The 26459-nt window shown below is 44.2% G+C and carries 27 protein-coding genes; 4 read left to right on the top strand and 23 right to left on the bottom strand.

Going from position 1 to position 26459, the window contains the following annotated elements; all coding sequences use genetic code 11:
- Positions 1 to 8 precede the first annotated feature (8 nt).
- The 6 genes from B1K52_RS09195 to B1K52_RS09170 all read right to left on the bottom strand — a co-directional run bounded on the left by B1K52_RS09195 (position 9) and on the right by B1K52_RS09170 (position 6101).
- A complete protein-coding gene (locus tag B1K52_RS09195) occupies positions 9 to 416 on the bottom strand; it encodes a TIGR03826 family flagellar region protein (RefSeq protein ID WP_077307510.1) in 408 nt (135 codons plus the stop codon).
- Between the two features lie 117 nt (positions 417 to 533).
- Complete coding sequence (locus B1K52_RS09190) at positions 534 to 1211, bottom strand: ComF family protein (RefSeq protein WP_077307508.1); 678 nt, start codon at positions 1209 to 1211, stop codon at positions 534 to 536.
- Complete coding sequence (locus tag B1K52_RS09185) at positions 1208 to 2602, bottom strand: ATP-dependent helicase ComFA (protein ID WP_077307506.1); 1395 nt, start codon at positions 2600 to 2602, stop codon at positions 1208 to 1210. The genes B1K52_RS09190 and B1K52_RS09185 overlap by 4 nt, the downstream gene beginning before the upstream one ends.
- 48 nt (positions 2603 to 2650) lie before the next feature.
- Positions 2651 to 3493, bottom strand: coding sequence for a DegV family protein (locus B1K52_RS09180; protein ID WP_077307504.1), 843 nt, complete (start codon positions 3491 to 3493; stop codon positions 2651 to 2653).
- 617 nt (positions 3494 to 4110) lie between these two features.
- Positions 4111 to 4791 carry a response regulator gene (locus B1K52_RS09175; RefSeq protein WP_077307502.1) on the bottom strand — a complete coding sequence of 227 codons (681 nt, stop codon included), beginning with the start codon at positions 4789 to 4791 and terminating at the stop codon, positions 4111 to 4113.
- Between the two features lie 170 nt (positions 4792 to 4961).
- Positions 4962 to 6101 carry a sensor histidine kinase gene (locus tag B1K52_RS09170; protein ID WP_077307500.1) on the bottom strand — a complete coding sequence of 380 codons (1140 nt, stop codon included), beginning with the start codon at positions 6099 to 6101 and terminating at the stop codon, positions 4962 to 4964.
- 143 nt (positions 6102 to 6244) lie between these two features.
- Between B1K52_RS09170 and B1K52_RS09165 the strand changes: the two genes are divergently transcribed.
- Positions 6245 to 6877 carry a YigZ family protein gene (locus B1K52_RS09165; protein WP_077307498.1) on the top strand — a complete coding sequence of 211 codons (633 nt, stop codon included), beginning with the start codon at positions 6245 to 6247 and terminating at the stop codon, positions 6875 to 6877.
- Between the two features lie 57 nt (positions 6878 to 6934).
- On the opposite strand, the gene nagB is transcribed toward B1K52_RS09165, so the two are convergent.
- From nagB to B1K52_RS09150, 4 genes are all read right to left on the bottom strand, one after another.
- Positions 6935 to 7690, bottom strand: a complete 756-nt coding sequence (nagB, locus tag B1K52_RS09160; protein WP_077307496.1) for a glucosamine-6-phosphate deaminase — start codon at positions 7688 to 7690, stop codon at positions 6935 to 6937.
- A gap of 2 nt (positions 7691 to 7692) precedes the next feature.
- Positions 7693 to 8850, bottom strand: coding sequence for an N-acetylglucosamine-6-phosphate deacetylase (gene nagA, locus B1K52_RS09155; RefSeq protein ID WP_077307494.1), 1158 nt, complete (start codon positions 8848 to 8850; stop codon positions 7693 to 7695).
- A gap of 138 nt (positions 8851 to 8988) precedes the next feature.
- Positions 8989 to 9129 (bottom strand): hypothetical protein, encoded by a 141-nt coding sequence (locus B1K52_RS17940; protein ID WP_179106516.1) that lies wholly within the window; start codon positions 9127 to 9129, stop codon positions 8989 to 8991.
- A gap of 131 nt (positions 9130 to 9260) precedes the next feature.
- On the bottom strand, positions 9261 to 9764 hold the full coding sequence (locus B1K52_RS09150) for a VanZ family protein (protein ID WP_256855881.1): 504 nt from the start codon (positions 9762 to 9764) through the stop codon (positions 9261 to 9263).
- A 182-nt stretch (positions 9765 to 9946) separates the two neighbouring features.
- Here B1K52_RS09150 and B1K52_RS09145 point away from each other — a divergent pair, with 182 nt between their 5' ends.
- On the top strand, positions 9947 to 10543 hold the full coding sequence (locus tag B1K52_RS09145) for a class D sortase (RefSeq protein WP_077307492.1): 597 nt from the start codon (positions 9947 to 9949) through the stop codon (positions 10541 to 10543).
- A 456-nt stretch (positions 10544 to 10999) separates the two neighbouring features.
- On the opposite strand, the gene B1K52_RS09140 is transcribed toward B1K52_RS09145, so the two are convergent.
- Positions 11000 to 11689: a FadR/GntR family transcriptional regulator gene (locus B1K52_RS09140; protein WP_077307490.1), complete on the bottom strand. Its 690-nt coding sequence runs from the start codon at positions 11687 to 11689 to the stop codon at positions 11000 to 11002.
- A 229-nt stretch (positions 11690 to 11918) separates the two neighbouring features.
- On the opposite strand from B1K52_RS09140, the gene B1K52_RS09135 reads away from it, so the two are divergent.
- Both B1K52_RS09135 and B1K52_RS09130 read left to right on the top strand, forming a co-directional pair.
- The gene (locus B1K52_RS09135) at positions 11919 to 13196 is read left to right on the top strand and encodes an Nramp family divalent metal transporter (RefSeq protein ID WP_077307488.1); all 1278 of its coding nucleotides are present in this window, start codon (positions 11919 to 11921) and stop codon (positions 13194 to 13196) included.
- A 123-nt stretch (positions 13197 to 13319) separates the two neighbouring features.
- Positions 13320 to 14576, top strand: a complete 1257-nt coding sequence (locus B1K52_RS09130) for a cation:dicarboxylate symporter family transporter (protein WP_077307486.1) — start codon at positions 13320 to 13322, stop codon at positions 14574 to 14576.
- A gap of 20 nt (positions 14577 to 14596) precedes the next feature.
- On the opposite strand, the gene B1K52_RS09125 is transcribed toward B1K52_RS09130, so the two are convergent.
- The 12 genes from B1K52_RS09125 to B1K52_RS09070 all read right to left on the bottom strand — a co-directional run bounded on the left by B1K52_RS09125 (position 14597) and on the right by B1K52_RS09070 (position 26295).
- Positions 14597 to 15643, bottom strand: coding sequence for a DUF871 domain-containing protein (locus B1K52_RS09125; protein ID WP_077307484.1), 1047 nt, complete (start codon positions 15641 to 15643; stop codon positions 14597 to 14599).
- A 45-nt stretch (positions 15644 to 15688) separates the two neighbouring features.
- Positions 15689 to 17065 carry a PTS transporter subunit EIIC gene (locus tag B1K52_RS09120; protein ID WP_077307482.1) on the bottom strand — a complete coding sequence of 459 codons (1377 nt, stop codon included), beginning with the start codon at positions 17063 to 17065 and terminating at the stop codon, positions 15689 to 15691.
- A gap of 15 nt (positions 17066 to 17080) precedes the next feature.
- Entirely contained in the window at positions 17081 to 17971 is an 891-nt protein-coding gene (gene murQ, locus B1K52_RS09115) for an N-acetylmuramic acid 6-phosphate etherase (RefSeq protein WP_077307480.1), read from the bottom strand.
- A gap of 9 nt (positions 17972 to 17980) precedes the next feature.
- A complete protein-coding gene (locus tag B1K52_RS09110) occupies positions 17981 to 18841 on the bottom strand; it encodes a MurR/RpiR family transcriptional regulator (RefSeq protein WP_077307478.1) in 861 nt (286 codons plus the stop codon).
- 233 nt (positions 18842 to 19074) lie between these two features.
- Positions 19075 to 19251, bottom strand: a complete 177-nt coding sequence (locus B1K52_RS17935) for a hypothetical protein (RefSeq protein ID WP_179106515.1) — start codon at positions 19249 to 19251, stop codon at positions 19075 to 19077.
- A gap of 98 nt (positions 19252 to 19349) precedes the next feature.
- Positions 19350 to 19778: a hypothetical protein gene (locus B1K52_RS09100; RefSeq protein ID WP_077307474.1), complete on the bottom strand. Its 429-nt coding sequence runs from the start codon at positions 19776 to 19778 to the stop codon at positions 19350 to 19352.
- Positions 19779 to 19821: 43 nt separating this feature from the next.
- Complete coding sequence (locus tag B1K52_RS09095) at positions 19822 to 20655, bottom strand: lysozyme inhibitor LprI family protein (protein ID WP_256855880.1); 834 nt, start codon at positions 20653 to 20655, stop codon at positions 19822 to 19824.
- A 130-nt stretch (positions 20656 to 20785) separates the two neighbouring features.
- Entirely contained in the window at positions 20786 to 21754 is a 969-nt protein-coding gene (locus B1K52_RS09090; protein ID WP_077307472.1) for a sugar phosphate isomerase/epimerase family protein, read from the bottom strand.
- Entirely contained in the window at positions 21751 to 22812 is a 1062-nt protein-coding gene (locus B1K52_RS09085; RefSeq protein WP_077307470.1) for a Gfo/Idh/MocA family protein, read from the bottom strand. Before B1K52_RS09085 ends, B1K52_RS09090 begins: the two co-directional genes overlap by 4 nt.
- Before the next feature lie 25 nt (positions 22813 to 22837).
- Positions 22838 to 23659, bottom strand: coding sequence for a carbohydrate ABC transporter permease (locus B1K52_RS09080; RefSeq protein WP_077307468.1), 822 nt, complete (start codon positions 23657 to 23659; stop codon positions 22838 to 22840).
- Between the two features lie 19 nt (positions 23660 to 23678).
- The gene (locus B1K52_RS09075; RefSeq protein ID WP_077307466.1) at positions 23679 to 25007 is read right to left on the bottom strand and encodes a carbohydrate ABC transporter permease; all 1329 of its coding nucleotides are present in this window, start codon (positions 25005 to 25007) and stop codon (positions 23679 to 23681) included.
- Positions 25008 to 25020: 13 nt separating this feature from the next.
- Complete coding sequence (locus tag B1K52_RS09070) at positions 25021 to 26295, bottom strand: ABC transporter substrate-binding protein (protein WP_077307464.1); 1275 nt, start codon at positions 26293 to 26295, stop codon at positions 25021 to 25023.
- Positions 26296 to 26459 lie beyond the last annotated feature (164 nt).

The following is a 26459-nucleotide window of genomic DNA, read 5'->3' as shown; positions in this document are numbered from 1 at the left end:
TATTTCACTTATCGGTTTCCATTATAATATACGCGCTGTTCATTCGCTTTGGCTGTTTCCCGTTTTTGGTCTAATTCAAGCGCTACATTCAGCTCTTTGCGCATGTCGTCTTTGCAATCTGCACACATTTCGCCTTCGGTAATCTGGTTGCTGCAGTTGCGGCAAGAATAAGACAGCATCGGGAATTGACTCGGCTGCAGTCTCTTTTCACGAACAAATTTAATAATCAACGATTCTGGAACTGTCGTTACTTCCGTAATTTGCTGAATCGTCGCTTGGCGATTCTCTCGTTTTCGCAAGTATTGATGCACCATCTGGAAGGAACGTTCTTCCTCTCGATGACAGTTCGGACAAATATCCCGATAATCTCTTGCAAAAACGCTTCCACAGCGGACACAATTTGCTAGTTCTAACATAAGCTAACGCCCTCCTCCTAGTATAATAGGAACACCAGAAAGTGTCCTGTTTCGTATAATTATAGCACGTAAAGGTACTAAAGCCGCGGTTTCCGCGACATTTGGCATATGGGAAAGTTACCCCCTGATTAAGGTACAGGCAGCTATTTTTCGCGCTCCATTTTCCTTGAGAACCTGCGCTGCATGCCTCAATGTGGTACCTGTCGTATAAATATCGTCGATTAGCACCGCATATCGAGGTACTTCTCCTGACAGATAAAATGGGTTGTTTGCCTTCATCCTGTCCCACTTCCTGCGTTTAGATTGTTTTTCCCCATGCTTTCTTGCCAATGCATCTATTGCAGTGGCTCCCGTAAAATCTGCCAGCTCGGCGGCCTGATTGAATCCCCTCTCTTGCATGCGCTCGTCGCTCAACGGAATCGGCACAGCCACATACGGCTGATTGCTGAAATGCTGCTGAAAAAGCTGCTGGAAAGTGTGTTCAAATACTTTTCCAAGTGCATAATCACCGCGGTATTTCCATTGCGCAACATAGTCACGCATAAAATGATCATAGCCATACAGCGATACATTCCTGTCCAATACAGCTTGGTAATCTGAAGTTTCCCATTGTAAACAATCACTGCATGTATCTGACTCAGCTTGTTTCATACAAGTTGGGCAGCCTTGCTCCGTTAATAGGTGAAAAGAACTTGCGCAGGTTGCACATAAAGACGTGATGCGTTCCGGCCAAAAAAATGTTGCCCACATCGGTTTAGCATTTTTCAGTTCGCCGCAGTACATACAACTGTTCATAATTTACTCGCTCGATGGTTCATGTCCTGAATTGCCTTAACTGCTTGATCCATCGCTCTGCTTCTTCCTTCATGAAAAAAGACTACTTCCCCCGTCGGATCAGCAGGACTGCGGCCAGCGCGACCGGCAATTTGCACAAGTGCAGCTTCATCGAACACGTCATGTGCGGCATCTAAAACGGCCACATCAACAGACGGGAATGTGACGCCGCGCTCCAGGATAGTAGTCGTTAAGATGATAGCAATTTCACGATTCCGGAAGGCCTGAACCTTCTCCTCCCTTTCTTTATCGGCAGCATGTACCGTCCTGATAAGCGTTTCTGCAGGATTTTTTGACTGGATTTTTTTAGCAAAGGGGTATAGTGCTGAGATAGCATCTTTCTGCAGCGAATCAGCAAGTGCAACCGTCGGCAAAAACAGAAGCACCTGGCGTGTGGGATTTGTACGTTTTTGCAGCCACGTTAGTAGTCCTTTCGGCAAGTTTCCCTTCTTCAGTTTCTTGTTTAACCCAAAGCAAATTTTAGAAGATGGCACAGGTAGCGGCTGGCCGTGGAAGCGTAGCGGAACAAACACATGAGGCAGCGTGTTGGCTTTGATGGCTTGTTTTTCTTTTTTTCGTGGTGTTGCAGTGAGGAAAATAGAGGCACACGCTGTTTTCTTTGCTTTATCAGAGGCAAAATGAAGCATGGAATCAGCATGGTAAGGAAAAGCGTCGATTTCATCAATGATAAGGACATCAAAGGCTTGGTAAAAACGGAGCAGCTGGTGGGTCGTAGCTAGAATAAGCTGACCGTCTCCTGTCTTATCCGGGCTGCCGCCATATAAAGCCTGCATCGCGACACTGGGGAAAGCCTCACGAAAACGCGGGAGCAATTCCCGCACAACATCGGCTCGCGGTGTTGCCAGGCAGACGCGTTTGCCTTTCTGGAGGGCACTTGTAATACCTTGAAAAAGCATCTCCGTTTTCCCTGCACCGCAAACTGCATGGATTAATAACCTATCATTCAGCTGTATGGCCCGGTCAATCGCATTGGCTGCAACTTGCTGATGCACAGTAAGTTCCCCGTTCCAAGCACAAGGAGTAGTATGAACGGGCCACGCCGGTTCAGGTCCCGTCCATTCATAAAGCTGCTCACAGGCACTGACTCTGCCCATTTGAATACAGTTTCGGCAATAAAGATGGGTTTGGTCACATTTTTGACAGGCAATACTTTGCAGATGAGCGTCACTAGCATTACAGCGATTGCAGTATGCATGTCCTTTTTCTTTGCGGATACCGGGGATTTTCTTGAAGCAATGCTGCTGCAGCGCCTGTTCAAAGAGGGAAGATGAGAGAGGGATTTCACGACGCAATAGCTGCTTGCCACCATAGCGTTTTGGATCAATTTCCATATAACTGCTCCTTTCCTATTAAAAAAAGGGAAGATAAACTCTCCCCTTTTACACTTTATACCACGTCAGTCCGATGGCACCTTCTCCAAGATGGGTACCGATGACTGGACCAAAATAAGATACATCAATTTCTGAATTTGGATATTCTGCTTGCATCTCCGCTCGAAGTGCTTCCGCTTCTTCGGGGCGATTGGCATGAATAAAGCAAGCTCTCATTTTATCTCCACCTGCTGCTTGTTCAGCGAATAAAGACTTGATTCGGCTAAGTGCTTTTTTCTTGGTCCGAATCTTCTCAAATGGGACAATGACTTTATCTTCAAAATGAAGCACTGGCTTCACTTGAAGCAAGCTGCCGATAAGTGCTTGAGCACCATTCAGACGGCCTCCGCGCTGTAAGTTGGATAAATCATCTACCATAAAGTAAGCAATCATCGTTTGTTTCATTTCATCCAGCCGTTCCAGGATTGCTTCGACGGATGCGCCTGTGTTTACCATTTGAGCCGCTTCCATTGCATAATAGGCTTGCGGCATACAGCTCAATTCGGAATCATAAGCATACACATCAATTCCTTCGACCATATCATCAGCCGCCACCATCGATTGGTACGTACCGCTTATGCCGCTGGAAAGGTGAATGCTAATTACAGCATCGTATGTTTTGCTCAGTTCTTCCAGCTTCTCAATCACTTTCCCCACAACAGGCTGCGACGTTTTCGGCAAGCTTTTCTGCTGCTTGATTTTCTCATAAAATTCCGCAGTGCTAATATCGACTTCTTCCTCATACGTTGCATCGTCAAAGACGACCTGCAATGGAATCATATGTATATCAAAAGCTTCTCGCTGTTCTGGCGTAAGATATGCTGTACTATCTGTCATTACAGCAATTTTCATACTTATCGGTCTCCCTTACATTTTTTCACTCTTTCTGTTTATCTTACCCTATGCGTGTCCTTTTTGCATCCTTCTACTGGACAATTCATTCTCTGCAAGGTGTGTATTTTTTGCGTTTTTCTTCAGGATTACGTGGTTTCAAATTTATTTCTGTTGTAGAAAACAGAAAAAAGCCTAGGACACAACTAGATTAAGTCATCCTTTACGCGAACAATTCATACATCCCTACTATTTTAATGCAGTCCTCCGAGGGATGCTGCCTCTCTAACTCTTGCTGTTACCATTGGAAAAGAATAGCTTTTGAAGTAAAACACCGACAAGAAAATCGCTATCTTTTTCGAGGAGCCTACGTATTCTCCCTTTACTATTGAAGGTGCCTCATAACACAATCAGCGTAGGAAATACACGGAGACTCCCGCGGGAGGAAGGCTAGGCGAGACCCCGCAGTGCGTTTTTTTGCATGAGGAGGCTCACCAGCCGCCCGCAGGAAAGCGGAGTGTATTACCGAAGCAATGCTCTCTCTCTCCAATCAAAAAAATCCAAACAATACTGCAAATAACAGCAGTTGTTTGGATTTTCAAATAGCTTAAACAGTTATGTCCAAGCCTCTTCACTTTTTACAAAACTTCGACCCAGCCGTTGCGGATTGCCGTTACAACTGCCTGCGTGCGGTCGTTTACGTTCATCTTTTGCAGGATATTACTCACATGGTTCTTGACTGTTTTCTCACTAATGTATAAAGCTTCCGCTACGCCGCGGTTGCTCTTGCCGTCTGCAAGCAGCTGCAGCACTTCACATTCCCGGCGTGTCAGTAAGTGCAGCGGACGGCGATGCTCGCCAATTCTACTGGAGATGGACGAGTTGTTTTCCTCTGCTAAGCGACGGTATTCCTTCACAAGATTATGTGTCACTTTCGGGTGCAAGTAGGAACCACCTTCACTTACGACTTTAATCGCATCAATTAAAGAATCTGCATCCATTTCTTTCAGCAAGTAACCTTGTGCTCCTGTTTTCAACGCATGTGTGACATAGTTTTCGTCATCGTGGATGGAAAGGATAATAACATTAATATCCGGACGGTGCTTGATTAGATCAGCTGTTGCTTGTACACCGTTCGTAGTAGGCATGTTGATGTCCATTAGGACGACATCCGGATTGTATTTTTCGACGAGTTCAAGTGCTTCTGAACCGTCATCCCCCTCTGCGACAACCTGGAAAGCTGGTTCAAATTCGAGAATGCGCTTTACTCCCTCTCGAAATAGCTTGTGGTCATCAATCAATAATATCCCAGTACTCATGTGGTTCGCTCCTCCTACAAGTTCATGTCTTTTTTTCTTTTTTAACTGCATGTTAAATTGTTTAAAAGTATTAATCGTTTTAAATAAGTCCGTTAACCAGTCTTACATATCGGATGACGTTAGTGGCATGCTTTTAATTATAAGCATAATTACCTGTCTCCTGCCACTTTTTATCCGTCTGTGAGCGGGACTTTGATTAAAACGCGCGTGCCTTTCCCGATTTCCGAATAAAAATTGATAGATCCATCGAGCATTTCGACTCGCTCCCGCATTCCAATTATACCGAATGAATTCTCTTTCTTCTGGGTAATATCAAAGCCTCTCCCATCATCAATGATACTGATGACGACGAGTTCCTGCATTACTTCTAAACGAACTTTGATTGTTGTTGGTTCCGCATGCTTAACAGCATTTTGGACCGCTTCCTGTGTCAAACGGAACAGCGCTACCTCGTACTTCGGATTCAAGCGCTTTTCTGCTTTCAGAGCGGTAAACTCAATGTGAATATTATTAAATTCCTCAATATTGTTCAAATATTTTTTGATGGTAGGCAAAAGTCCAAGATCATCAAGCGCCATCGGACGAAGATCATAAATGATACGGCGAACCTCATACAGAGAGCTGCGGACCATTTTGCGCATATTCTGGATTTCCAGCAGTGCCTCTTCCGTGCTCCTTTCGCGGAATGTCCGATCAACAAGCTCCGATCGAAGCAAGATATTGGCTAGCATCTGTGCAGGACCATCATGCATTTCTCTGGAGAGGCGGCGCCGTTCTTCCTCTTGTGCTTCAATAATTTTCAATCCAAATTCCTGTTTTTCCTTTGCATCATGAATCAGCTGGGAAACTTGTTTGAAATCATCGTTCAAATAGTTAAGAACAACGCTGATTTTGCCTACAAGTCCCTCTGCGCGCTTCATCTTCAGCTCCAGGCTTTGCAGTCGCCGCTGCGTTTCATCACGCCGCTCACGAAGAATTTTTTCCTTCTCACGAGACATACGAAGTTCACTTTGCAGCTTATGCGTCTGCTCGTACACTTCTCGAATTTCTTCTTCTGAATAGCGGTCGAAATCGCGGCTCACATCAGACAGACGCATCTTGGAATAGCGGACCTTCTGTTCAAGCTGATCACCTTCTTTAATCATGTCAGCCACTTTTTCCTTCGTGAGCTGCAGATCAGCAAGAAGCTGTTCATATTCCATGCGCGATTCTTCTCCTATGTAAAAAATCTCATCCTTGCTATTCTCGACAGCTTCCACCATTTCATTGATGATGGAATCGAGCGCTTTGTCTTCGATTTTTTTTGCCATTTTCATTTTCTCCACCAATCTATTATGCTATATCATTCGAATTACCTAACTGCTTTTGGGGGTGTACGGCATACTTTTCTGTGTAATTCGACACATTTTCTGCTATCTTTATATAATGAGTGCTCAAGGAGGTAAAACGCAAGATGCTTACTACTTATTTTACCGTAAAAACGGAAGGCGCACACGAAATTGTCATCCAAAAATCCCGTTTTATTGGTCATGTAAAGCGTGTCGAGACGGAAGAAGAAGCTATCGCTTTTGTACAAAAGATAAAAAAGGAACATAAAGATGCTACCCACAATTGCTCTGCTTACATGATTGGCGAGCATGATTTGATTCAAAAGGCGAGTGACGACGGTGAACCGAGCGGTACAGCTGGCGTACCGATTTTGGAAGTGCTGAAGAAAAAAGGGCTGAAGGATACTGCAGTTGTGGTAACAAGATATTTCGGCGGCATCAAACTTGGAGCTGGCGGCCTTATCCGTGCTTATTCGGGTTCTGCATCTCAATCAATTGATACAATCGGTGTAGTAGAAAGACAGCTTATGCAGCTAGCCGAAATTCATATCGATTACACATTACTTGGGAAAGTTGAGAATGATTTGCGGCAGTCTGCTTACACATTGCAAAACATTGATTATGCTGACCGCGTTATCCTGCATGCTGCGATGGAATCAGGACAAGAGCAGGAATTTGAAGCATATATAACTGATTTGACCAATGCTCAAGCTGAAATCAAATTCGGCGGACAAGAATATGTAGAAAAAGATGTGTAAACGTCATCGGACGTCTGCACATCTTTTTTCGACAAAATTTATTCCCCGGGAAATTAATTAGTTCCCAGCTTGATAGTCAGCAGCTTTAAGCCCGCTCAAAGCTCCTTGATCCGCTATTATCGTCACATTCGGGTGCTCCTTAATAATCGAGGCCGGGAATGCTTCCGTTACATCCCCATACACAAGTCGTTCCAACACCGCAGCTTTTTGTTCACCAGATACAAGCAGCAGCAATTCTTTGCTTTCCATAATGTTTTGAATTCCCATCGTAATGGCATGTGTCGGCACAGCATCCAAGTTGGGAAAGAACCGGGCATTTGCTTCCCTTGTGGTTTTGTCTAATTCGACGACATGAGTCCGCTGATCGAACGGTGTATATGGTTCGTTAAAACCGATATGCCCGTTCAGTCCAATGCCAATCACCTGCAAATCTATTCCGCCAGCAGAAGCGATCTGCTTCTCATATTGGGCGCAAGCTGCATCTAAATCCGCTGTTTCGCCATTTGGTAGGTGCGCTGCAGCCTCTGGTAAATCAACATGACTAAACAAATGCTTGCCCATATAGCAGGCATAACTATTCTCATCACTCGGATGAATCCCAACGTACTCATCCAAATTAAACGTCGTTGCTTTTGCCAAAGAAAACCGTTTTTCTTTGTAGGCCGCAACCAAAGCTTCGTACAAGCCGACCGGGGTTGAACCAGTGGCAAGCCCCAGAACCGCTTCGGGCTTATGGGAAAGTTTCGTAATAATCTTCTCAGCAGCCATTTGGCTTAAATCTTTATAATCTTGTGCTTTCTCCATTGTAAGCATTGTCATTTCTCCTTCTGATAAGCCAATTTTCCTCTGCAATAGGTTGTCTGTAATGTCAGCTCGTCATCCAGCAGGACAATATCTGCATCTTTCCCTATCTCAAGAGAACCTTTTCGATCATAAATGCCAAATTGCTTTGCCGGATTTTCAGCTGTCATTTTTACAATATCCGCAACCGACGCTCCTGCAAAGTCAGCCATATTGCGAATGGCGTCTTTCATCTGCAGCATACTGCCAGCCAGCGTCCCATCTGGCAAGAGTGCTTTGCCCTCTGTAACGGTTACAGCTTGTCCGCCTAGATCATACATGCCGTCTTCCAAGCCTTTTCCGCGTAGGGAATCCGTAATAAGCAGTAATCTCTCTGCACCGACATTTTGGAAAATCAAACGAAGCATCTCTGGTGCAACGTGAATGCCGTCAGCGATTAGCTCACAAGTTAGCGAAGAAAGCAGAAACCCTGCTCCTACCGCTCCAATATCACGATGATGAATACCATTCATTTGATTACACAAATGCGTCAGCTGGCTAACTCCATGGGCAGAAGCTTCTTTTATTTCTTCAAAAGTACTATCTGTGTGTCCTGCCGTGGCAATGACATTTTCTGAAGCCAGCATTTCTGTCAGCTGATAGTTGTCGTCACATTCCGGCGCTAATGTAACAACCTTGACCTTACCTCCAGCTGTTTCCTGCCATTTAGAAAACAGCGCCCTGTCAGGTTTCTGAATATGCTTTAGCGGCTGTGCTCCCGCTTTTTTTTCGTTCACAAATGGACCTTCTAAGTGCACACCAATCAATTCAGCCTCACCTTGCTTGTTCTCAAACAAGCGCACCTGTTCCAGCGCGGATTCGATAGCTGACTGACTTTGGGTTATTGTCGTAGCTAAGAAAGTCGTTGTACCTTCATTCGGCAGCCATGCTGCTATTTTGTGCAAGCTTTCCTGCGTGGCATCCATTGTATCGGCACCTGCCGCTCCATGAATATGTCCATCAATAAAGCCTGGTAATGCCAAGCGGTGCCCTCCATCCACTTCTTGCGCATATTCTATAGTAGGATTATTTTCACCCATCTCTACTATTACCCCATTTGCCATACCAATATAACCGTCAATCATGCTATCAGGCGTGCAAATACGGATATTCCGAAGCAATATGTCACCCATTCCTGTTTCCCTTCTTTCCTTATTATCACCTACAGCCTAGCATATTGCGAAGGAGAAAGAAATAAGTTTGAAAACGCATTCGTAAACTTTGAGGGATAAACAAAAAAGAGCAGCGCCGATTGTCGGTTCGCTGCTCTTTTAATTATGGCTTGCTGTTCGATATGATTGTAATTCTTGGATTAGCTTTGTCATCATGTCACTTGTGTCATTGATCTGTTTATTCTCCGTTTGAGAGATTAATTTTACAAGGATGTTCTTGTAGATTTCCTGCTCTTTCACTATGTCACCTCGTTTGGTAAATCGATACTATACGATATGTACGCAAACTGTATCGCGTTACACCTAGTGACTATACCACATTTTATGCAAGAACATGTCCAAATTTGTAAAAAATAAGCACATTGACGCAATCAGGAGCGCTTCCAGTAGAGATGGTACAAGTTCCTCCCGATAATGATGACAAGAAGACCTGCACCCGCACCGATTGTATCAATCACAACATCACCGACATAAGGTGTCCGGCCAGGTGTTATGCTTTGGTGAAACTCATCAAAACACGCATACACAATGGAAACCACTAGCGCTAGCTGCAGCGATACACGGTACTTAAAGCCAAACCCTTTATATAGTGCCATACATGCCAAAATGGCAAGAAAGAAATAAACGGTAAAGTGAGCTCCTTTTCGGATGAAGAACTCTACAAAGGAATAAATGCCTACTGCCTCCACACTAACTTCGTTACCATGATAGGTAAACTGAATGGGTGACAAATAAGGCACGAGCGGACTCAGATCAATATGGGAAGCAAGCATCGGTTTAATATCCTGCTCCTGATAGGGAGTGGCGGAAAATAGGAATATAATGATGATGCATGCCAGCGGCAGCAACCCATAAGCCCATTTTTTCATGCTCATTCTTTCCCCTCCCTTTTTCTGGATAAGATTTGATTATAGCATAACGAATCGCATAAGGGCAGTGTATCCTATGCGTTGGTTTACTAAACATTTACATGAAACAGCTTTTCCGCTGGAAATTATTTATATATAATGTAACTAGAAAAGCTAGCCAATAATGCTTGTACACTAAAGGAGAACCTATGAAACAATTCGCTGTCATACTAGTCATTGCTGGACTGCTATTAGTCGGATATGGAGGCTTTGAATGGTATTCGACCTCCCAAGCACAAAAAGATTCCTTGTCAGCTGCTAAATCAATGCTTCATGAAGCACACGCGGCAGAAAAGCGCACTCCCGAGGAAGAGAAAGAGGAAGCACGCAGTTTTGAACCTGGCCAAGGCGATGTTGCCGGTGTCCTGCATGTCCCTAAGATTGATGCGGAATTACCAATTGTGGAAGGAACAGATGCCAACGACCTGGCGAAGGGAGTCGGTCATTATAAAGGAACTGCTTATCCGCTTCAAAATGATCAGATTGTTTTATCCGGTCACCGTGACACGGTATTCCGCAATATGGGCGAAGTGAAAGTAGGCGATACATTCGTCGTTGAAATGCCATATGGTTCTTTTACATATAAAGTCGAAAACACAAAGATTGTCGATAAAGACGATTTGACCGTTATTGTGCCAACAGCTCCTGATGAAGTGTTGACGGTAACAACTTGCTATCCATTTTCATACGTAGGTGATGCACCAGAGCGATTTGTCTGGACCGCAGTACCTGTAGAAACAGAGTAGAGACTGGAACAAAACAAGATTAATTCAACCTAAAAGCGAACGATGACCAGATTCATACTTTTTAATGCAGCTCACAAACGGCTGCCGCTTTCCAACTTTAGCTGTTATCGTCGGATAAGAAGGGCTTTTGAGTAGACACCGACAAGAAAATCGCTATCTTTTTCGAGGAGTCTACGTATCCTGCCTGCACGGGTGAAGGTTCCGATACAAAAATCAGCGTAGGAAAAACACGGAGCCTCCCGCGGGAGGAAGGCTAGGAGAGACATCGCGTGCGTTTTTTGCATGAGGAGGCTCACCAGCCGCCCGCAGGAAAGCGGAGTGTTTTTCCGAAGCGATGCTCTCATCTTCGTTTCCAATGAAAAAATCCAAACAATGCAATATTGTTTGGATTTTTATATAACTTAAACAATTATGTCCCAGCCTCTTCATTTCGTTTAGTTCTTGCTCCCTTGCGATTCAGTTACCAGGATTTAATTTCTTCTCTACATTCCGCAAATGAATCAAACATTGCAGACGTGCCAGCTCTGCTTCTCCAGTATTAATTGCTTCATAGATCTCTTTGTGCTCCATGTAAATCACCTGTTTATTGCGCAGTAGATCTTCTTTATCTTCAAATGACAAAGCCAGTGCTCGCTTATAGACTGTATCCAAATTAGCAAAAGTTTGGACCATGACCGGATTGTGTGTCGCCTTCATCACAGCTAGATGAAAAGCAAAGTCCGCATCCCGCCCTTTATGCATTTCTGTACTATCCGCATCCTGCATCAGCTCCAACGCTGCACGCATCTCAGCAAGTTCCTTTTCTGTACGTCGTTCTGCTGCCAGCATAGCTGCTTCTGGTTCGAGAATTTTACGCATCTCGAATAAGTACCGAAAACTAGCTAAATCCGATTCATCTACCATCACTTGATGAAAATATTCACCGTGAAATGCCTGCTCTACATATGTTCCGCCGCCTTGCTTCGAAGAGACGGCCCCTTGTGCTTTTAATTCGCTTAACGCTTCTCGAATGGAAGCACGACTCACACCATATTTTTCACATAGCTTCTTTTCAGTTGGAAGTTTTTGACCGGGTTCAATTTCCCCTTCTACAATTTGTTCCAAGATTTCGGCTGCAATTCGATGCGCCATTTTCTCCTTCTTCATAATTACGTTCTTTATCTCCTTTTTGTCTGACAAATATTTTTTGCGGGATTTATTAATTACTATCTACTATATCTTTTCATTACTAAACCGTTGATATATCGCTATTTTTTCTACTCATTTTCTATTTTATCATGCCTTTTTCATACATCAAGATTTTTTTGCCTTACAAATTTATCTTGCAAACTATCATTTATACCGTTTACAATCACAATAGCGAGGGGGTACGCGTATGGAAAGCGAATCGAAACAGTTAGCACAAACTGGTCCTATTCCTCCGAAAACCTTCGGACAAAAACTCCGCAACGTCGGGCCGGGCTTCGTCACGGCAGCCACGGGTGTCGGAACTGGTGATCTTATCGCCGCGCTTGTAGCTGGTTCAGGCTTCGGCATGATGCTCGGCTGGGCAATTATATTAGGTTCTATATTCAAATTTTTCCTCACCGAGGGTGTTGGCAGATGGCATCTTGCTACCGGCAAGACCATGCTGCAGGGCTGGCACTCACTTGGTAAATGGGCAACAAGTTATTTTGGCGTCTACAGCATCATCTGGGGTGTGCTTTACGGAGCAGCAGCAGGTTCCACAAGTGCGCTGATGATGCGCTCCATGTTCCCGATTATGCCGCTTTGGGCGTGGGCAATCGTACATCTTTTGGCTGCGTTCGCATTAATCTGGACTGGAAAATACCTGCTCTTTGAACGATTAATGCTCGTTTTTATCGGTATTATGTTTATTACAGTAGTCGGGACAGCTGTCATCCTGCTTCCCGATATCGGCAACATCATCCAAGGAATTGTAATTCCAAGAATGGATGCTGGTAGTCTCTTGCTTGTTATGGGATTGATTGGAGGCGTCGGCGGTACAATTACGATGGCTTCTTATGGCTATTGGCTGCAAGAAAAGAAATGGAAAGGGAAAGCTTGGATTTCCATGATGCGCGTTGATAATAGCGTTGCTTACATGGTAACCGCCATCTTCACCCTGTCGCTTATGGTAATCGGTGCAGAGTTCCTGCACAGCTCTAGTATCAAAATCGAAGGTGAAGAAGGCTTAATCATCCTGTCAGGAATGCTCGGAGAATCTTTTAATGGAGTGGTATCCTGGATGTTTATGCTCGGTGCTTGGTGTGCCGCCTTCTCCTCTTTGCTTGGCGTATGGAATGGCGTACCGTATCTGTTTGCAGATTTCATTCGTACAATCCGGAAAAAGGGACAGTCTGAGAATCAGCCAATCTCTGAAAAAGATCCCGCTTATCGTTTCTATCTTTTCTGGCTTACATTCCCGCCAATGCTGCTGCTATTCTTCGATAAACCAGTCGGTCTCGTACTGCTTCAAGGGGCACTTGGCGCATTCTTGATGCCATTCTTAGCCATCACACTTATGTGGCTCCTTAACTCGAAGCGGGTGGAACTAGATTATCGAAACGGTTGGGTTACAAACGGCATATTAGGCATTAGCGTCGCATTGTTCTGCGGTTTAATGATCAACGAGTTGATCAATATGTTCTAATATGTCGAGGGAAGGCACAATGTGTGCCTTCCCTTTCTGTCAGCTTTCAAAATTGACAAAAAGTCAAAATAGTAATTATCATTACTATTGGCACTCTTATACTTACATCACGGAGGACACAACATGAAGCGTTTTAAAATTGGACTAGCATACCAGATTTTAATCGGACTAGTGCTAGGTATTATTGTTGGTGCAATATTCTATGGCAGTGACACTGCCGTTAATGTATTACAGCCTTTCGGAGACTTATTCCTGCGAGCAATTAAGATGATCGTTGTACCGATCGTTATTTCTTCAATCATTGTAGGAGTTGCTGGTGTCGGTGACATCAAGCAAGTTGGTAAACTAGGTTTTAAAACGATTCTTTATTTTGAAATCGTTACAACGATCGCTTTAATTGTTGGACTAGCTTTCGGTAACGTCTTTCAGCCAGGTGCCGGCATTGACCGTTCTGCCTTAGAGACGACAAATATTTCACAATATGAAGAAACAGCAGAATCTCAGGAAGATCATTCTGTTGTAGATACATTCTTAGAAATCATCCCGACAAATGTGTTTCAGTCTATTGGAGAAGGTGATATGCTCGCAATCGTATTCTTCTCTGTTTTATTCGGTGTTGGGGTAGCCGCGATTGGAGAGCGAGGAAAGCCTGTACTTTCCTTCTTCCAAGGCGTTAGTGAAGCAATGTTCTGGGTAACAAACCTTGTAATGAAGTTAGCGCCAATTGGTGTATTCGGCCTCATCGGTGTAACTGTTGCAAAGTTTGGCGTTGAATCTTTAATTCCGCTTGGTAAGTTGGCAATTGTCACGTATGGCAGCATGATTTTCTTTGTAATTGTCGTATTCTCCATCATCGCTAAAATTTGTGGAGTGAATCTTTTCAAAGTACTTCGTATGCTGAAAGATGAATTATTATTAGCATATTCTACGGCTAGCTCTGAAACGGTTCTTCCGAAGATTATGGAGAAAATGGAACGCCTCGGTGCTCCGAAAGCCATCACATCCTTTGTTGTACCGACTGGCTATACATTTAACCTGGACGGCTCCACGCTTTACCAGGCTTTAGCAACACTCTTTATTGCACAAATGTATGGAATTGATATGTCAATTTGGGATCAGCTGCTTGTGCTTGGTGTCCTAATTGTTACGTCAAAAGGAATTGCCGCTGTGCCCGGCGCAAGCTTCGTTGTTTTGCTTGCAACACTGAGCGCAGTTGGACTTCCGGCAGAGGGCCTTGCCTTTATTGCTGGTATTGACCGTATTCTCGATATGGGACGCACTGCAGTAAACGTTATCGGTAACTCTTTAGCTGTTATTGTTATCTCCAAATGGGAAGGCAAATTCAAATTAAATGAAAAAGCACTAGAAAAAGCAAGCTGAGCCTAATCAGCTTGCTTTTTTCATACCCACAAAATCCGAAAATGTGTGCCGCCTTTTATATAGTACAAAAGCGGTAAATCCTCAGCGACTACTTGACCGATTACATTGACTTTATTATCCTGCGGCAACGTGCGTCTGGCGATTTGGATCTCACCTTTGTAGCGCAAATACAAATCATTGTCGATTGTAACAGCACCCTTACTCCGCTCAATGCAATTGGATGGCTCTATCTTTACATTCTTGAACATCCCACTCATACGAGATTCTTCAGAACGAATAACATCACGCGCATTATCAGGGCGATTGTGTGTCCCTTCAGCGAGCAGTTGATACGCATCACTTCTAGCGCCGAGAGCTTGGGCGCGAAGTGTGAGGGTCCTATTAGCCAGTTGCTCTAGCACCTCCCCCGAGACATTCGGATCACCAATCAAAATTTTATCTACTCCATATGCTTTCAATTCCGTATAAGCAGCAAACGTACCATAGGTGCGGTGCTGCTCTAGTGTCGTCAGACCTTGATACAGCGGACCGCGCCGGTCACGATCGCCTGGAATGAAAGCTTGCACCTTTAGTCCGTGCGCCTGAAACATACGGTTCTTATCTAAAAAGTCACCAAGAGCCAATCCCGTTTCTGGTCGAGGATAAAAGTTATGCCACACCTCTGTATGTGCTGTAGATAAACCTTTCTCTATCAATCGAACTAATTGTGCTTCCGTCAACGTACTTGCGTTCAGTGCAATTGTCATCCACTGCGATAACCGGACAATCACCTCTTCTTCGATCCCATAATCAATTCGCAAACCCGTCAAACCCCAGTCCAAGACTGTTTCAGCAGATTGCCAATCCAAACCGAGCTTCTCCATGCTGGCAGTGGAGATATCAGCAATAAACTCCATACCTAATGACGAAGCGATTGATCCGATGAACTGCAATTTCGTTCGATACACAGATGCGTCTTCTTCCGGAATGTGCAAGGAAGTGAACAGGCTCCGGAACCCTGCAGCATCGTACTTTTTAATGTTTTCTTCCTCAACTGAATCATTTAAGTAGACAGCTATCCCTAACATGGTCTTCCTCCTATGTAGAAAGGGCGCCAGCTGACGCCCTTCTTCTTAAATATCTTTCGCCATCTCTTCTTTGAAACCGAAGAAATAAGTGAAAAGAAATCCAGCAATATACGCGACAACGATACCGATAATATATTGCAAGTATTTCTCTTCTGCAATAAGCGGGATTAACGAGAGTCCTGATACGCCAATGGCTTTTGCACCAGTTGCAAACAATGCTTGTACGGCACCGCCAGCAGCAGCTCCTAAACAAGCTGTTACGAACGGACGGCCAAGTGGCAAGGTGACACCGTAAAGAAGCGGTTCTCCAATCCCAAGAAAACCAGCAGGCAGCGCTCCTTTGATAATGTTTCGCAGACGTTTGTTGCGCGTTTTAACGAAGATGGCAATCGATGCACCGACCTGGCCGCCGCCAGCCATCGCCAATATAGGAAGTAATGCTGTAAACGTAAATGTCTGGATCAGCTCTACATGAATCGGAGTCAAACCATGATGCAATCCGACCATAACGAGCGGCAGGAAGAACCCAGCCAGCAAAGCACCAGCGACAACGCCGCCTACATCCAGGACAGCATTAATTCCGGAAGTGATACCATCGGACAGCACACCAGCAACCGGCATAATCACAATCAAAGAAGCTACTCCGACGAACAGTACAGTTAAAATAGGTGTAAAAATAATATCAATACTATTTGGCATAAACTTGCGCACGCGTTTTTCGATAAAAGTCATCAGCCAAGCAGCGAATATGACACCAAATAGCCCGCCTCGACCTGGTACAAGTGCCTCTCCGAAAAGGGTAATATTTGCGAGCGCAGGGTTGAAGAGAATCATCCCGGCAATGGCACCAAGCACTGGCGAACCGCCAAACTCCTTCGCTGTATTCCATCCGACCAGGATTGCGAGAAAGCTGAATAAACTGCCGCCAATCAGCTGAAGAATCTGTACAATAGCAAGTGTCGGATCAGCACCAGCGTTGACCGCAAAGCTCACCCCACCATTTATGATACCGGAAGCAATCAGCCCAGGAATAAGCGGAATAAAGATATTCCCGATACGCCGCAGCAGGAATTTAAGCGGTGTTTTATTCTTTTCTTTCATCTTTTCCCGTTTGATTTGCGCCTTTTCCTCAAATGTCAGATTATCTATTTCAGCAGCTTCTTCTCCAACACCAAGTCCGGTCATACGGCTAATCTCATCTGTCACTTTATTAACTGTTCCGGGACCAACAACTATTTGAAGCGTATCATCTACGACAACACCCATGACGCCATCAATCTGTTTTAATGCATCAAAGTTAACCGATGCATCATTTTTCACTCGCATGCGAACTCGCGTCATACAGTGCGTTAAAGAAACGACATTCTCCGAACCGCCAACCTCGCGAAGGATTTGCTCCGCCAATTGATTCATCTTCGCCATCCTGATTCCTCCTCTTTACGCTTTTATCGCTGATCGAACAAACCCTCCTGCTTCTTGCAGCTTCTCTGCGGCATCCTCCTTTTGCAGATCAAGCAGCAGCATGACAATAGCTGTCTTCACATGACCATCTGCTTTGTTAAACGCATCTTCTGCAAGACTGTAAGAAGCACCTGTCGCTTCCATAATAATACGCTTGGAACGCTCCTGCAGCTTATCGTTGGTTGGTTTTACATCCACCATCAAATTTTCATATACCTTCCCAATGCCAACCATACTGGCAGTAGAAATCATATTCAGCACCAGCTTTTGTGCTGTCCCAGCTTTTAATCGTGTCGATCCAGCCAGCACCTCAGGACCAGTTTCTACTTCAATTGCAATACGAGCATGCTTTGATACAGCCGCGTTCCGGTTACAAGCTATGCTGACTGTAGCAGCACCCACAGCTGCTGCGTAATCAAGTGCGCCGATTACATAAGGCGTCCTGCCGCTTGCCGCAATGCCAATGACCGTATCTTTGGCACATAATTCTATTTCCTCCAGCTCCCGTGCTCCAAGACTCGGATTATCCTCTGCTCCTTCTTTAGCTTTCCGAAAGGCCGACATTCCGCCTGCCAGCAAACCTTGCACCATATGATCCGGTGTGCTGAAGGTTGGCGGACATTCAACTGCATCCAAAATTCCAAGTCGGCCGCTCGTTCCCGCACCTGTGTAAATCAGTCTGCCGCCTGCTTGGAAGGTGGCGATCACTTGTTCCACTGCTGCTGTGATTTCTGGCAAAGCTGCTTCTACCGCTAGCGGGACAGTTTGATCTTCTTTGTTCATAAGCTGCAGCACTTCTTTTACAGAAATCTGATCCAGCTGCATCGTGCTTGGATTACGTTTTTCAGTCATCAATTTTTCTAGCATTTTCTTCCCTCACTTTTGCTCTGTTTGGAATGTTTGCTGTATTGCCTGACGTGATCTTTCGAGCGCTTCGATAGTATGATTGTAATTTCTTCCAGCTACAGCAGTATACATAATATCCATTACGTACATTTGCACAATTCGCGAGCTTGTAGCTGCACTGCGTATTTGAGCTTCTCTTGCAACAGTAAACAGCTTGATATTAGCTAGCTCCTGGAGCCGATTTTGTCCTACTTTCGTCATTGCAATTGTTGTAGCACCTGATTTCTTCGCCTGCTGCAGAACAGGAAGCAGCTGTTCCGTTTCCCCGGAATAACTAATCGCAAAGGCTACATCATCTGCTGTTAAATTTGCAGCAGAAGCCAGCTGCTGATGCGCGTCACTATATGCCGTACACCACTTGCCAATCCGGCCAAATTTCTGTTCTCCATCTTCTGCCACTAAATAAGAAGCGCCTACACCATAAAAATCAATTTTACGAGCATGAGCGATTGCTGATACTGCAGTTTCCATTGCCGCTGCATCATTAACCAGCAGTGTCTTTCTGATAGACTGTGTATGCTTCTCTGCAATCGCCTCCATCAAATGTGCAACCGTATCATTCGGCTTGATTTCATGAAATGCACCTATGTCAGCGCTTACATTTTGCAAATCACCAACAATCTTCAGCTTCAGATTTCTGTATCCTGTCACACCAATCGATTTGCACAGACGGATAACCGCCGCTTCACTTGACCCACTCCTATCTGCCAGCTCTTTCACTGTAAGCTGGACCACTTCAGCAGGGTGCGCAAGTATGTAATTGGCTGCATGCTTTTCAGAAGGTTTAATTTGCTGTAGATTTTCTCGAAGCAGTGTTAAACCGCCCTTCATATAGATCACCCGCTTTCTTTTTAAAATTTAGATTCATAGTTAGAGTATATTACTAAAACAAAATTTCATGAAGGGGTTTGGGAAGATTGTTTACGGAGTTTTTTCATTGATGGTGGAGATGCAGTAGTTTGATGTGGATTAAACTTAAAAGGATTGAACAAAGTGGCACAGTGGTACGTACAGAAAAAGCGCAGCAGTTTAAAGTTCCGTTGCAGTCTGTCGCACTGCCACCCTTACCTTTCTTCTTTATCTATTTTCCTGCTGACTAAAGCAATCATTGCTACTAGCACAAAAACGGATACAGATATTATGTCTTTTAGAGCTGTATTATCTGATGCAAAACCTGTAACGGCTGATATAGCCAGTAAAATCAATATAAGTCTATAACTATGTTTGGCTACTAACTTCAAAAAATCTCCTCCAAACCAAAGAGTATGCATATGGTATAATTTCCTCTCATAGATAGGTGCGTTTGTCCTTTCTATTGCTAAGCATCTTCGTATATAGATTACTTCTCAATCCTTAAAACACACCCTTTCTCTTCAATAAATTCTTTGTACTCTTCTTTGCTCTCGTTAACTACAGAAAGTTCTCCTTTAATTTCGTCAATGCCAATCATTATATAAGCATTTTCTTCTTTCACTTTTTCGGTTTTCTCTTCTACTGATATTGTTGTTTTATCATTAGATATCTCCGATTCCGAAAAACTGAGAACCTGTTCACTTGAACCAGTTGAAACAACTACCATCTTGGATCCTTCTGATATTGTGAAAACCTTATACCCTTTAAAATCTGGATAATCACTTTGAAGCTTATCTATATAATGCTCTATATCTGGAGCTTCACCTAATCTATCTTTCTCTAGCACCCAAGTATTATTACAAGCACTTAAAGAAGTTATTGCTAAAGCAATTAATATAAGAGGAATTTTCTTCATTATAACTATTCCTTTCAGAAATGATTAGAAATTCAATGAACTGTCATTTCATATACCTTTCAACTAGCTCACAGCATCTCTCTTTGGTTATAGTTGTTTTCGTCGCCACTAATTCTAGTGCCTCCATCGTACCGCCTTCATATTTTAGAGAAGCCTCTTTTGCTTCTTTGTCGCGTTCTTTGATCCAAGTTCGTTGTTTTTCTTTTAACTCACTCATTTCGGTTGCGGACAATTGTTCATTAAGTACACCGTATATCTCATTCAGTTTGTTATCCCATCTTTTATATTTTTCATTTTCTTGATCAATCATATCTTTTGTTGTTGATTTAGTCTCTGCATTCTTATCTGCTTCTTCCATTGCGTTCAGTTCTTCTATGTATTCGTCTTTCCCTGAAGCATCATTATTTTCTGTAGCAGCGGAAGCCTGCCAATCTTCATAAGTCCCGTTTTGATAAACTTTATAGTACCCTAGGTTACCAGTTTTATCAGAAACTCGTATAGATACATCAACTAGTTGTATTACATAATACGAACCTTTCTGATCGGTCAAAAGCTTTCCATCTGTACCAAAAGATATATCTTCATCTTTTCCCTCTGCCATTTTTTCCTTCAAGAATGCTACAGCTTCATCTCCGCTAGAGATTTGAACGTTGTCTTCAGCTGAAGTTGAAGTTTTCTTTTCAGTCTCGTTTGTACCCGCTTCATCATTTGCTGAACTTGTATCTGTTAAATCATTTGATTTATCTTTTACAGAAACATTGTTTATTTCAGCTTCCCCACTATCTGATGTGGTCTGTTCACCTGTCGAACCACAAGCAGCCGATATAAGCATAGCTATAGCAGACATCAATACAAAAATCATTTTTTCATTTTTCATTTTACTTCTCCCTCCATTGAAAATATTACCATAATTACTAGTAATATTTCACAAAGAAGTCCGTCTGCTTAACTTAAATCAGTTTGTCATCACAAAAACAGCACTTGCCATTACGGCAAGTGCTGTTTTATCACGACCACCACATCGTAGTAGCAGGCTCTGTAATCACTACATTCTTCAAATTATCTACAGCTCGCTGGAAGCCTTCTTCAATAGACATGAGGGAATCTTCATGCTCGATGCTTACGACATAATCGTAGTCGTAGGTGCGGAGTGCGCTGATCATGTTATTCCACTCTTCTATGCTGTGGCCGAGTCCGACGGTGCGGAAGTTCCATGCGCGTGTTTTGATGCTGCTGTATGGCTGCATATCGGTTAGACCGTACATGTTTACATTATCGGGATCAATGAATGTGTCTTTGGCATGGAAGTGATGAATGGCGCCGGCTTTGCCGAGAATTTTAATGGCAGCGGTTGGGTCAATGCCTTGCCACCACATATGACTTGGATCAAAATTGGCTCCGATTGCTTCACTTGTGCGTTCGCGCAGCTTGAGCATGGTGTATGGTGTGTGCACGAGGAATCCGCCATGTAATTCTAAGGCAATCTTCACTTGATGTTCTTCGGCAAAGGTACCGAGTTCCTTCCAATAAGGAACAAGCTTTTGCTCCCACTGCCAGTTTAAGATATCGCCATATTCAGTCGGCCACGCTGTTACTGGCCAGTTTGGCTTTGTGGCACTTTCCTCTGAACCAGCTACACCTGAGAAACAGTTTACAACAGGAACATCCATTTTTGCGGCAAGCTTAATCGTTTTGCGCAAAAGCCAATCCGATTCCTCCGCAAACGCTTTGTCTGGAGAGATGGGATTAGCATGACAGCTGAACGCGCCAATTGTTACGCCGTACTTTTCAAAAGTATTTTGGTATTGCTGGAGTGCTTCCTCACTTTCCAGCAGCTCATCAATTGGACAATGCGCATTGCCAGGATATCCGCCGGTACCGATTTCCACGGTATCTAATCCAGCTTGTGTTACACGTGTCAGCATATCTTCTAATGACAATTCTTGAAACAAAACGGTAAAGACACCTAGCTTCATGCTTGTTCCCCCTTTTCTACTGCTTCGTCCGTCAGAGAGATAATCTTTTTCGTACTATTAGAGTCCAATGCTGCAAGGATGACCGCTAGTGCAGAGCGTCCTTTTTCCGCGGTAATTGGACAATTCGTACTGTTCTCAAGTACACAGCTAGCAAACGCGTCTACCACGCCCGAATTTGTCTGTGCGTCTGCGTCATTTGTCTGAATTGCACCAAGTGAATGGTAGCTTCTATCGCCATTCTGATACTCGACTACCATGGAATAATCCGGGCTGTCCTCTAGTCGGATTACACCTTTTTCGCCATAGATAATCGTAGCGTTATCTTCCTCTGCAACATACGACCAGCTTGCAGTGAGTGTGCCGATAATACCCGATTTTGTACGCAGCACAGCTACCGCATTATCATCTACGTTGGCGTAAGGTTTTGCCAGCGTGTCGACAAACGCCGCCACCTCTTGAATAGGTTCATCCAGCAGGAATTCAATTAAGTGGGATTTATGCACGCCTAAATCCCCGAGTGCTCCAATGTATGCTTTCTCTTTTTCAAAGAACCAGCTGTTTTTTCCATCAATACTCCATTGTTCGGGACCGCCATGACCGAATGTTGTTCGGAAGCTGTAAATCTTGCCAAGTTCGCCAGCTCGAATCAGCTCACGTGCTTTTTTATGGGAAGGAACAAAGCTTTGATTATGCCCAATCAACAGCAGCTTCCCGCTTTCCTTTTGCGCAGCAATCATGTCATCAGCTTCCGCAAGCGTTGTTGCCATTGGCTTCTCACAAAGTACATGCTTTCCTGCCTGCAAAGCTGCGATGCTAATAGGGGCATGCAGATGGTTTGCTGCACAAACGATGACAGCATCGAGACGGGGATCTTCAATTAATTCTTCGTATTCCGTATAAGCTGTTGCTTGATACTCTTTGGCAATTTCTTCTGAACGACTTGGCACGACGTCACAGACGGCAGTGATTTCAGTATGCGGATTTTGTTCCAATTCCGGCAAGTGGCGATTGCGTGCGATACTTCCTAGTCCGACAACTCCTACGCGTAATGTTTTCATAAGTTAAACAGTACCTCCAAGTCTATTATTCTTTAACAGATCCGCTTGTCAGTCCAGCAACAATTCGGCGCTGGAACAAGAGGACGAGAACGACGATCGGGATGGTCACAATAACGGTAGCGGCTGTAATATCTCCCCAAGGAACACTAAATTGACTTTGATAGAAAGAGATACCGACCGGAATCGTACGCCAGCTATCTTCGGTATTAATTGTCAGCGCAAATAGGTATTCATTCCACGCTGCGATAAATACAAGAATAGCGGTTGTAAATACGCCTGGTGCAGCCAGCGGGAAGATGATTTTCCGGAAAGTCTGGAATGGGGTTGCTCCGTCCAGCTTTGCCGATTCTTCCAGCGAAAGCGGAATTTTAATAAAGAATGTCGACAATATCCAAATAGCTAGCGGCAGACTAATCGTAATATACGGAATGACTAAGCCAAGATAGCTGTTGCGCAAACCAGCATCCGTTACAAAGTTGAAGATTGGTGAAAGTACGGCGATCTGCGGAAACATGGACGCTGCCAGGACGAGTCCGAGGATCAATCCTTTAAACTTTATTGGCAGCCGGGTAACCGCGTAAGCTGTAAAAGATGCAACAATAATAGAGATGATCGTGGTGAGTGTTGCTACAACAAAACTATTCAGCATGTACAGCAGCAGTGGTCGTGTTTCCAAAGCAGATACATAGTTTTCGAATGTCATGTTACTTGAAAACCATTGGAAGGAAGAAAAGATTTCTCCTTGTGGTTTAATTGATGTCAGAAACACCCATATGAACGGAAACATGACTAAGAATACGAAAATAATCAAGAAAATGTAGAAACCGATACCGGCACGTTTTGCCATTTTATTTTCCTCCCCTGTCTTATTGTTTTAACCTTCCGCTGAACAAATCAGAACCGATTAGCTTGATGAATATCGTACTGAGCAAAGCAACACTCAAGAATACGATCACACTCAATGCGGAGCCGGCACCGAAATTCTGCTGTTCGAACAAAAGCTTATACGCGTAGACGCTAATGGATTCCGTTGAGTTTGCTGGTCCGCCCCCTGTAAGAACGTAGATCAAGTCAAACACACGGAATGCGTCCAATGCGCGGAATAAGACAGCCACCAAAATTGCCGAGCGAATCATCGGCAATGTAATCGAGAAAAATTGCTGGAACTTATTAGCTCCATCAACCGCCGCTGCTTCATACATCGAACGCGGGATTGTCTGCAAGCCAGCCAGCAGCAAAAGTGCCATATACGGCGTTGTTTTCCAGATATCAGCAAACATGACCGAAAACATACCGCCCGCTCCCGTAGAAAGCAAGACGCCCGGATCATCAATGATACCAAGCTGCGCCATATAGTGGGCCATGATGCCGGATTGTCCGTCAAAGAGGAACGTCCACATCATCGCCGCAACTGCTGTCGGTATTGCCCAAGGCACTAATACAGCAGCCCGAACAAGTCCGCGTCCGATAAACACGCGGTTTATCAGCAAGGCGACTAGCATACCGACGGCAAGCTCAACACCAACTGTTACGACGGTGAACAACAGCGTGTTCAACATTGCTGTCCATGTTCGGCCATTAGCAAGATACTGGGTATAGTTGTTGACTCCGACAAAGTTTGGTTCCAAGACGGCATTTTTCGTATTTGACAGCTGGGACTCTAAATCTGTCAACGGCTGAATGGCACCCTCCGGCGCATCTTCCCGCAACGTTTGAACTGCTGCGGTTTGCTCATCCAGCGTAGCAGTGAAGCCATCTGTCCATGCTTCCGGAATTTCTGTCAGCCGGAGATCATCATCATTGACAGGCTGATAATTTTCCAGCATAGTGTTGACTTCTTCATAGCGATCGGCAAGTCCTTCATCTGTTTTTAACAAAGTTTCGTGCTGTTCATCTAATGCGGAGGTAATGTTAGCTAATGTACTTTCTGCTTGTGGCATTGTGTCTCTGACATCTTCCATCGTGTCATAAACAAGATAGCGATTATCGGCATATGTTTCGAGATTGATACTCAAAGAGGTAATTCTCTCCGCTTTGGAAGGGTCATTGAGTCGGTAATCGAATAAGCTGTTCCAGGCGGATAATAGGATAGGCCAAATGATGATAACTGCAATAAGAATAATAGACGGCGCGACCATCGCATAACCAAGCTGCCGTTCATTCAGCTGGAACCGTCTCTTTTTCGGTTGCTTCATACGCTCAGCTCCTTTATTGGTTTACGGATTCCAACGCAGCTTGCATTTTCGTCTCCATACGTTCAACCGCTTCCTCCGCCGTAATCTCGCCAGTTAGCGCACGGGAAATTTCAATTTGCATAATGTCAGATATTTCTGGGTAAATAGGTGTGATTGGGCGGGGTATGGCGTTTTGTAAAGAGTTATAAAAGTCATCGCTCGCAAGAACTGCACTCACATCGGTAATCTCTTTATCCTCGTATAAAGCTTCAATTGTCGGAGCCTTTCCGCCTTCAAGCGCGCTGATTTTTTGACCTTTTTCTCCGCTCATCCATTTAACAAAAGTCCAAGAAGCTTCTACTTCATCTGAATAGCGGTTAATCATTCGCATCCAGCCACCTAGAGCAGAAGCATTTCCGTCGCTGCCGGCTGGGATTGTGGCAATACCAACGTTGCCGGCTACTTTTGATACTTTTTCGTCATTTGCTGTATCATTCATGTAAGGCCAGTTCCTCGCGTAAACGGCATTACCTTCATTAAATGAAGACTCTGTGTCAATCTCTTTAAAGTTAAGTACGTTGTTCGGGACAAAGTCACTATTTGCTATGTCGATCATTTTATTCAGACCTTCAATCGCTTCTGGACTATTGATTACCACATTCCCATTCGCATCCAGCACTTGTCCGCCATAGGAATAAATATACTCAATCGCATTTGTCACGATTCCTTCATACTGTGCAGCCTGCATTAAGTAACCAAATTTCGCTCCTTCTTTACCCATATTTTCCTGAGCCAGCTTCTCGAGTTCATCCCATGTTTTGGGTACTTGATCAGTTATGTCTGTTCGGTAATAAAGAAGTCCAGCATCTGCATAACCAGGCATCGCGTATTGTCTGCCGTTATAACGGCCAGCTTCAACTGTAGCCGGGAAATACGCGTCCATATTGATTTGATCTCTTTCAATCAGACGATCAAGCGGCAGCACATAGTTTGCCTGACCGAATTCCGCCGACCAGACAATATCGGCATCAAATACATCTACTTCCGGGCTTCTGCCGCTGAACATTGTCACATACTGATTATGTGATTGCCCCGAATCAGATGGCATTTCTCGTACAACGACGTCAATATCTGGATGATCCTTTTCAAACTCTTTCACTAATACGTCTGTGGCGCCAGTCGTATCTGTCCCCCTCGCATATGTAATCTGTACTTTGTCATCACTCGTACTATCTCCGCCCGTCACAGCCGAGCAGCCTGCCAACCCTAGACCGGCCAGTAAGGCAACCATCAGAAAGCTTCGCTTCATCACAGCTCCTCCTCACAATTTAGTAAACGCTTTCATAAGTCTTTATTCCAGTACCCTAATCCTGGAAAACTTAATCACAATCATTTTGTATGTCCTTTTAATTCCGGATTACTAACAATGCAAAACCACTTATAAACACTATTCATATGCTGCTTAAAAAGAAT

The sequence above is a fragment of the Terribacillus halophilus genome (genome assembly GCF_900162685.1).
GTDB classification, from domain to species: domain Bacteria; phylum Bacillota; class Bacilli; order Bacillales; family Amphibacillaceae; genus Terribacillus; species Terribacillus halophilus_A.
This window is presented reverse-complemented; position numbering and strand designations above follow the sequence as displayed.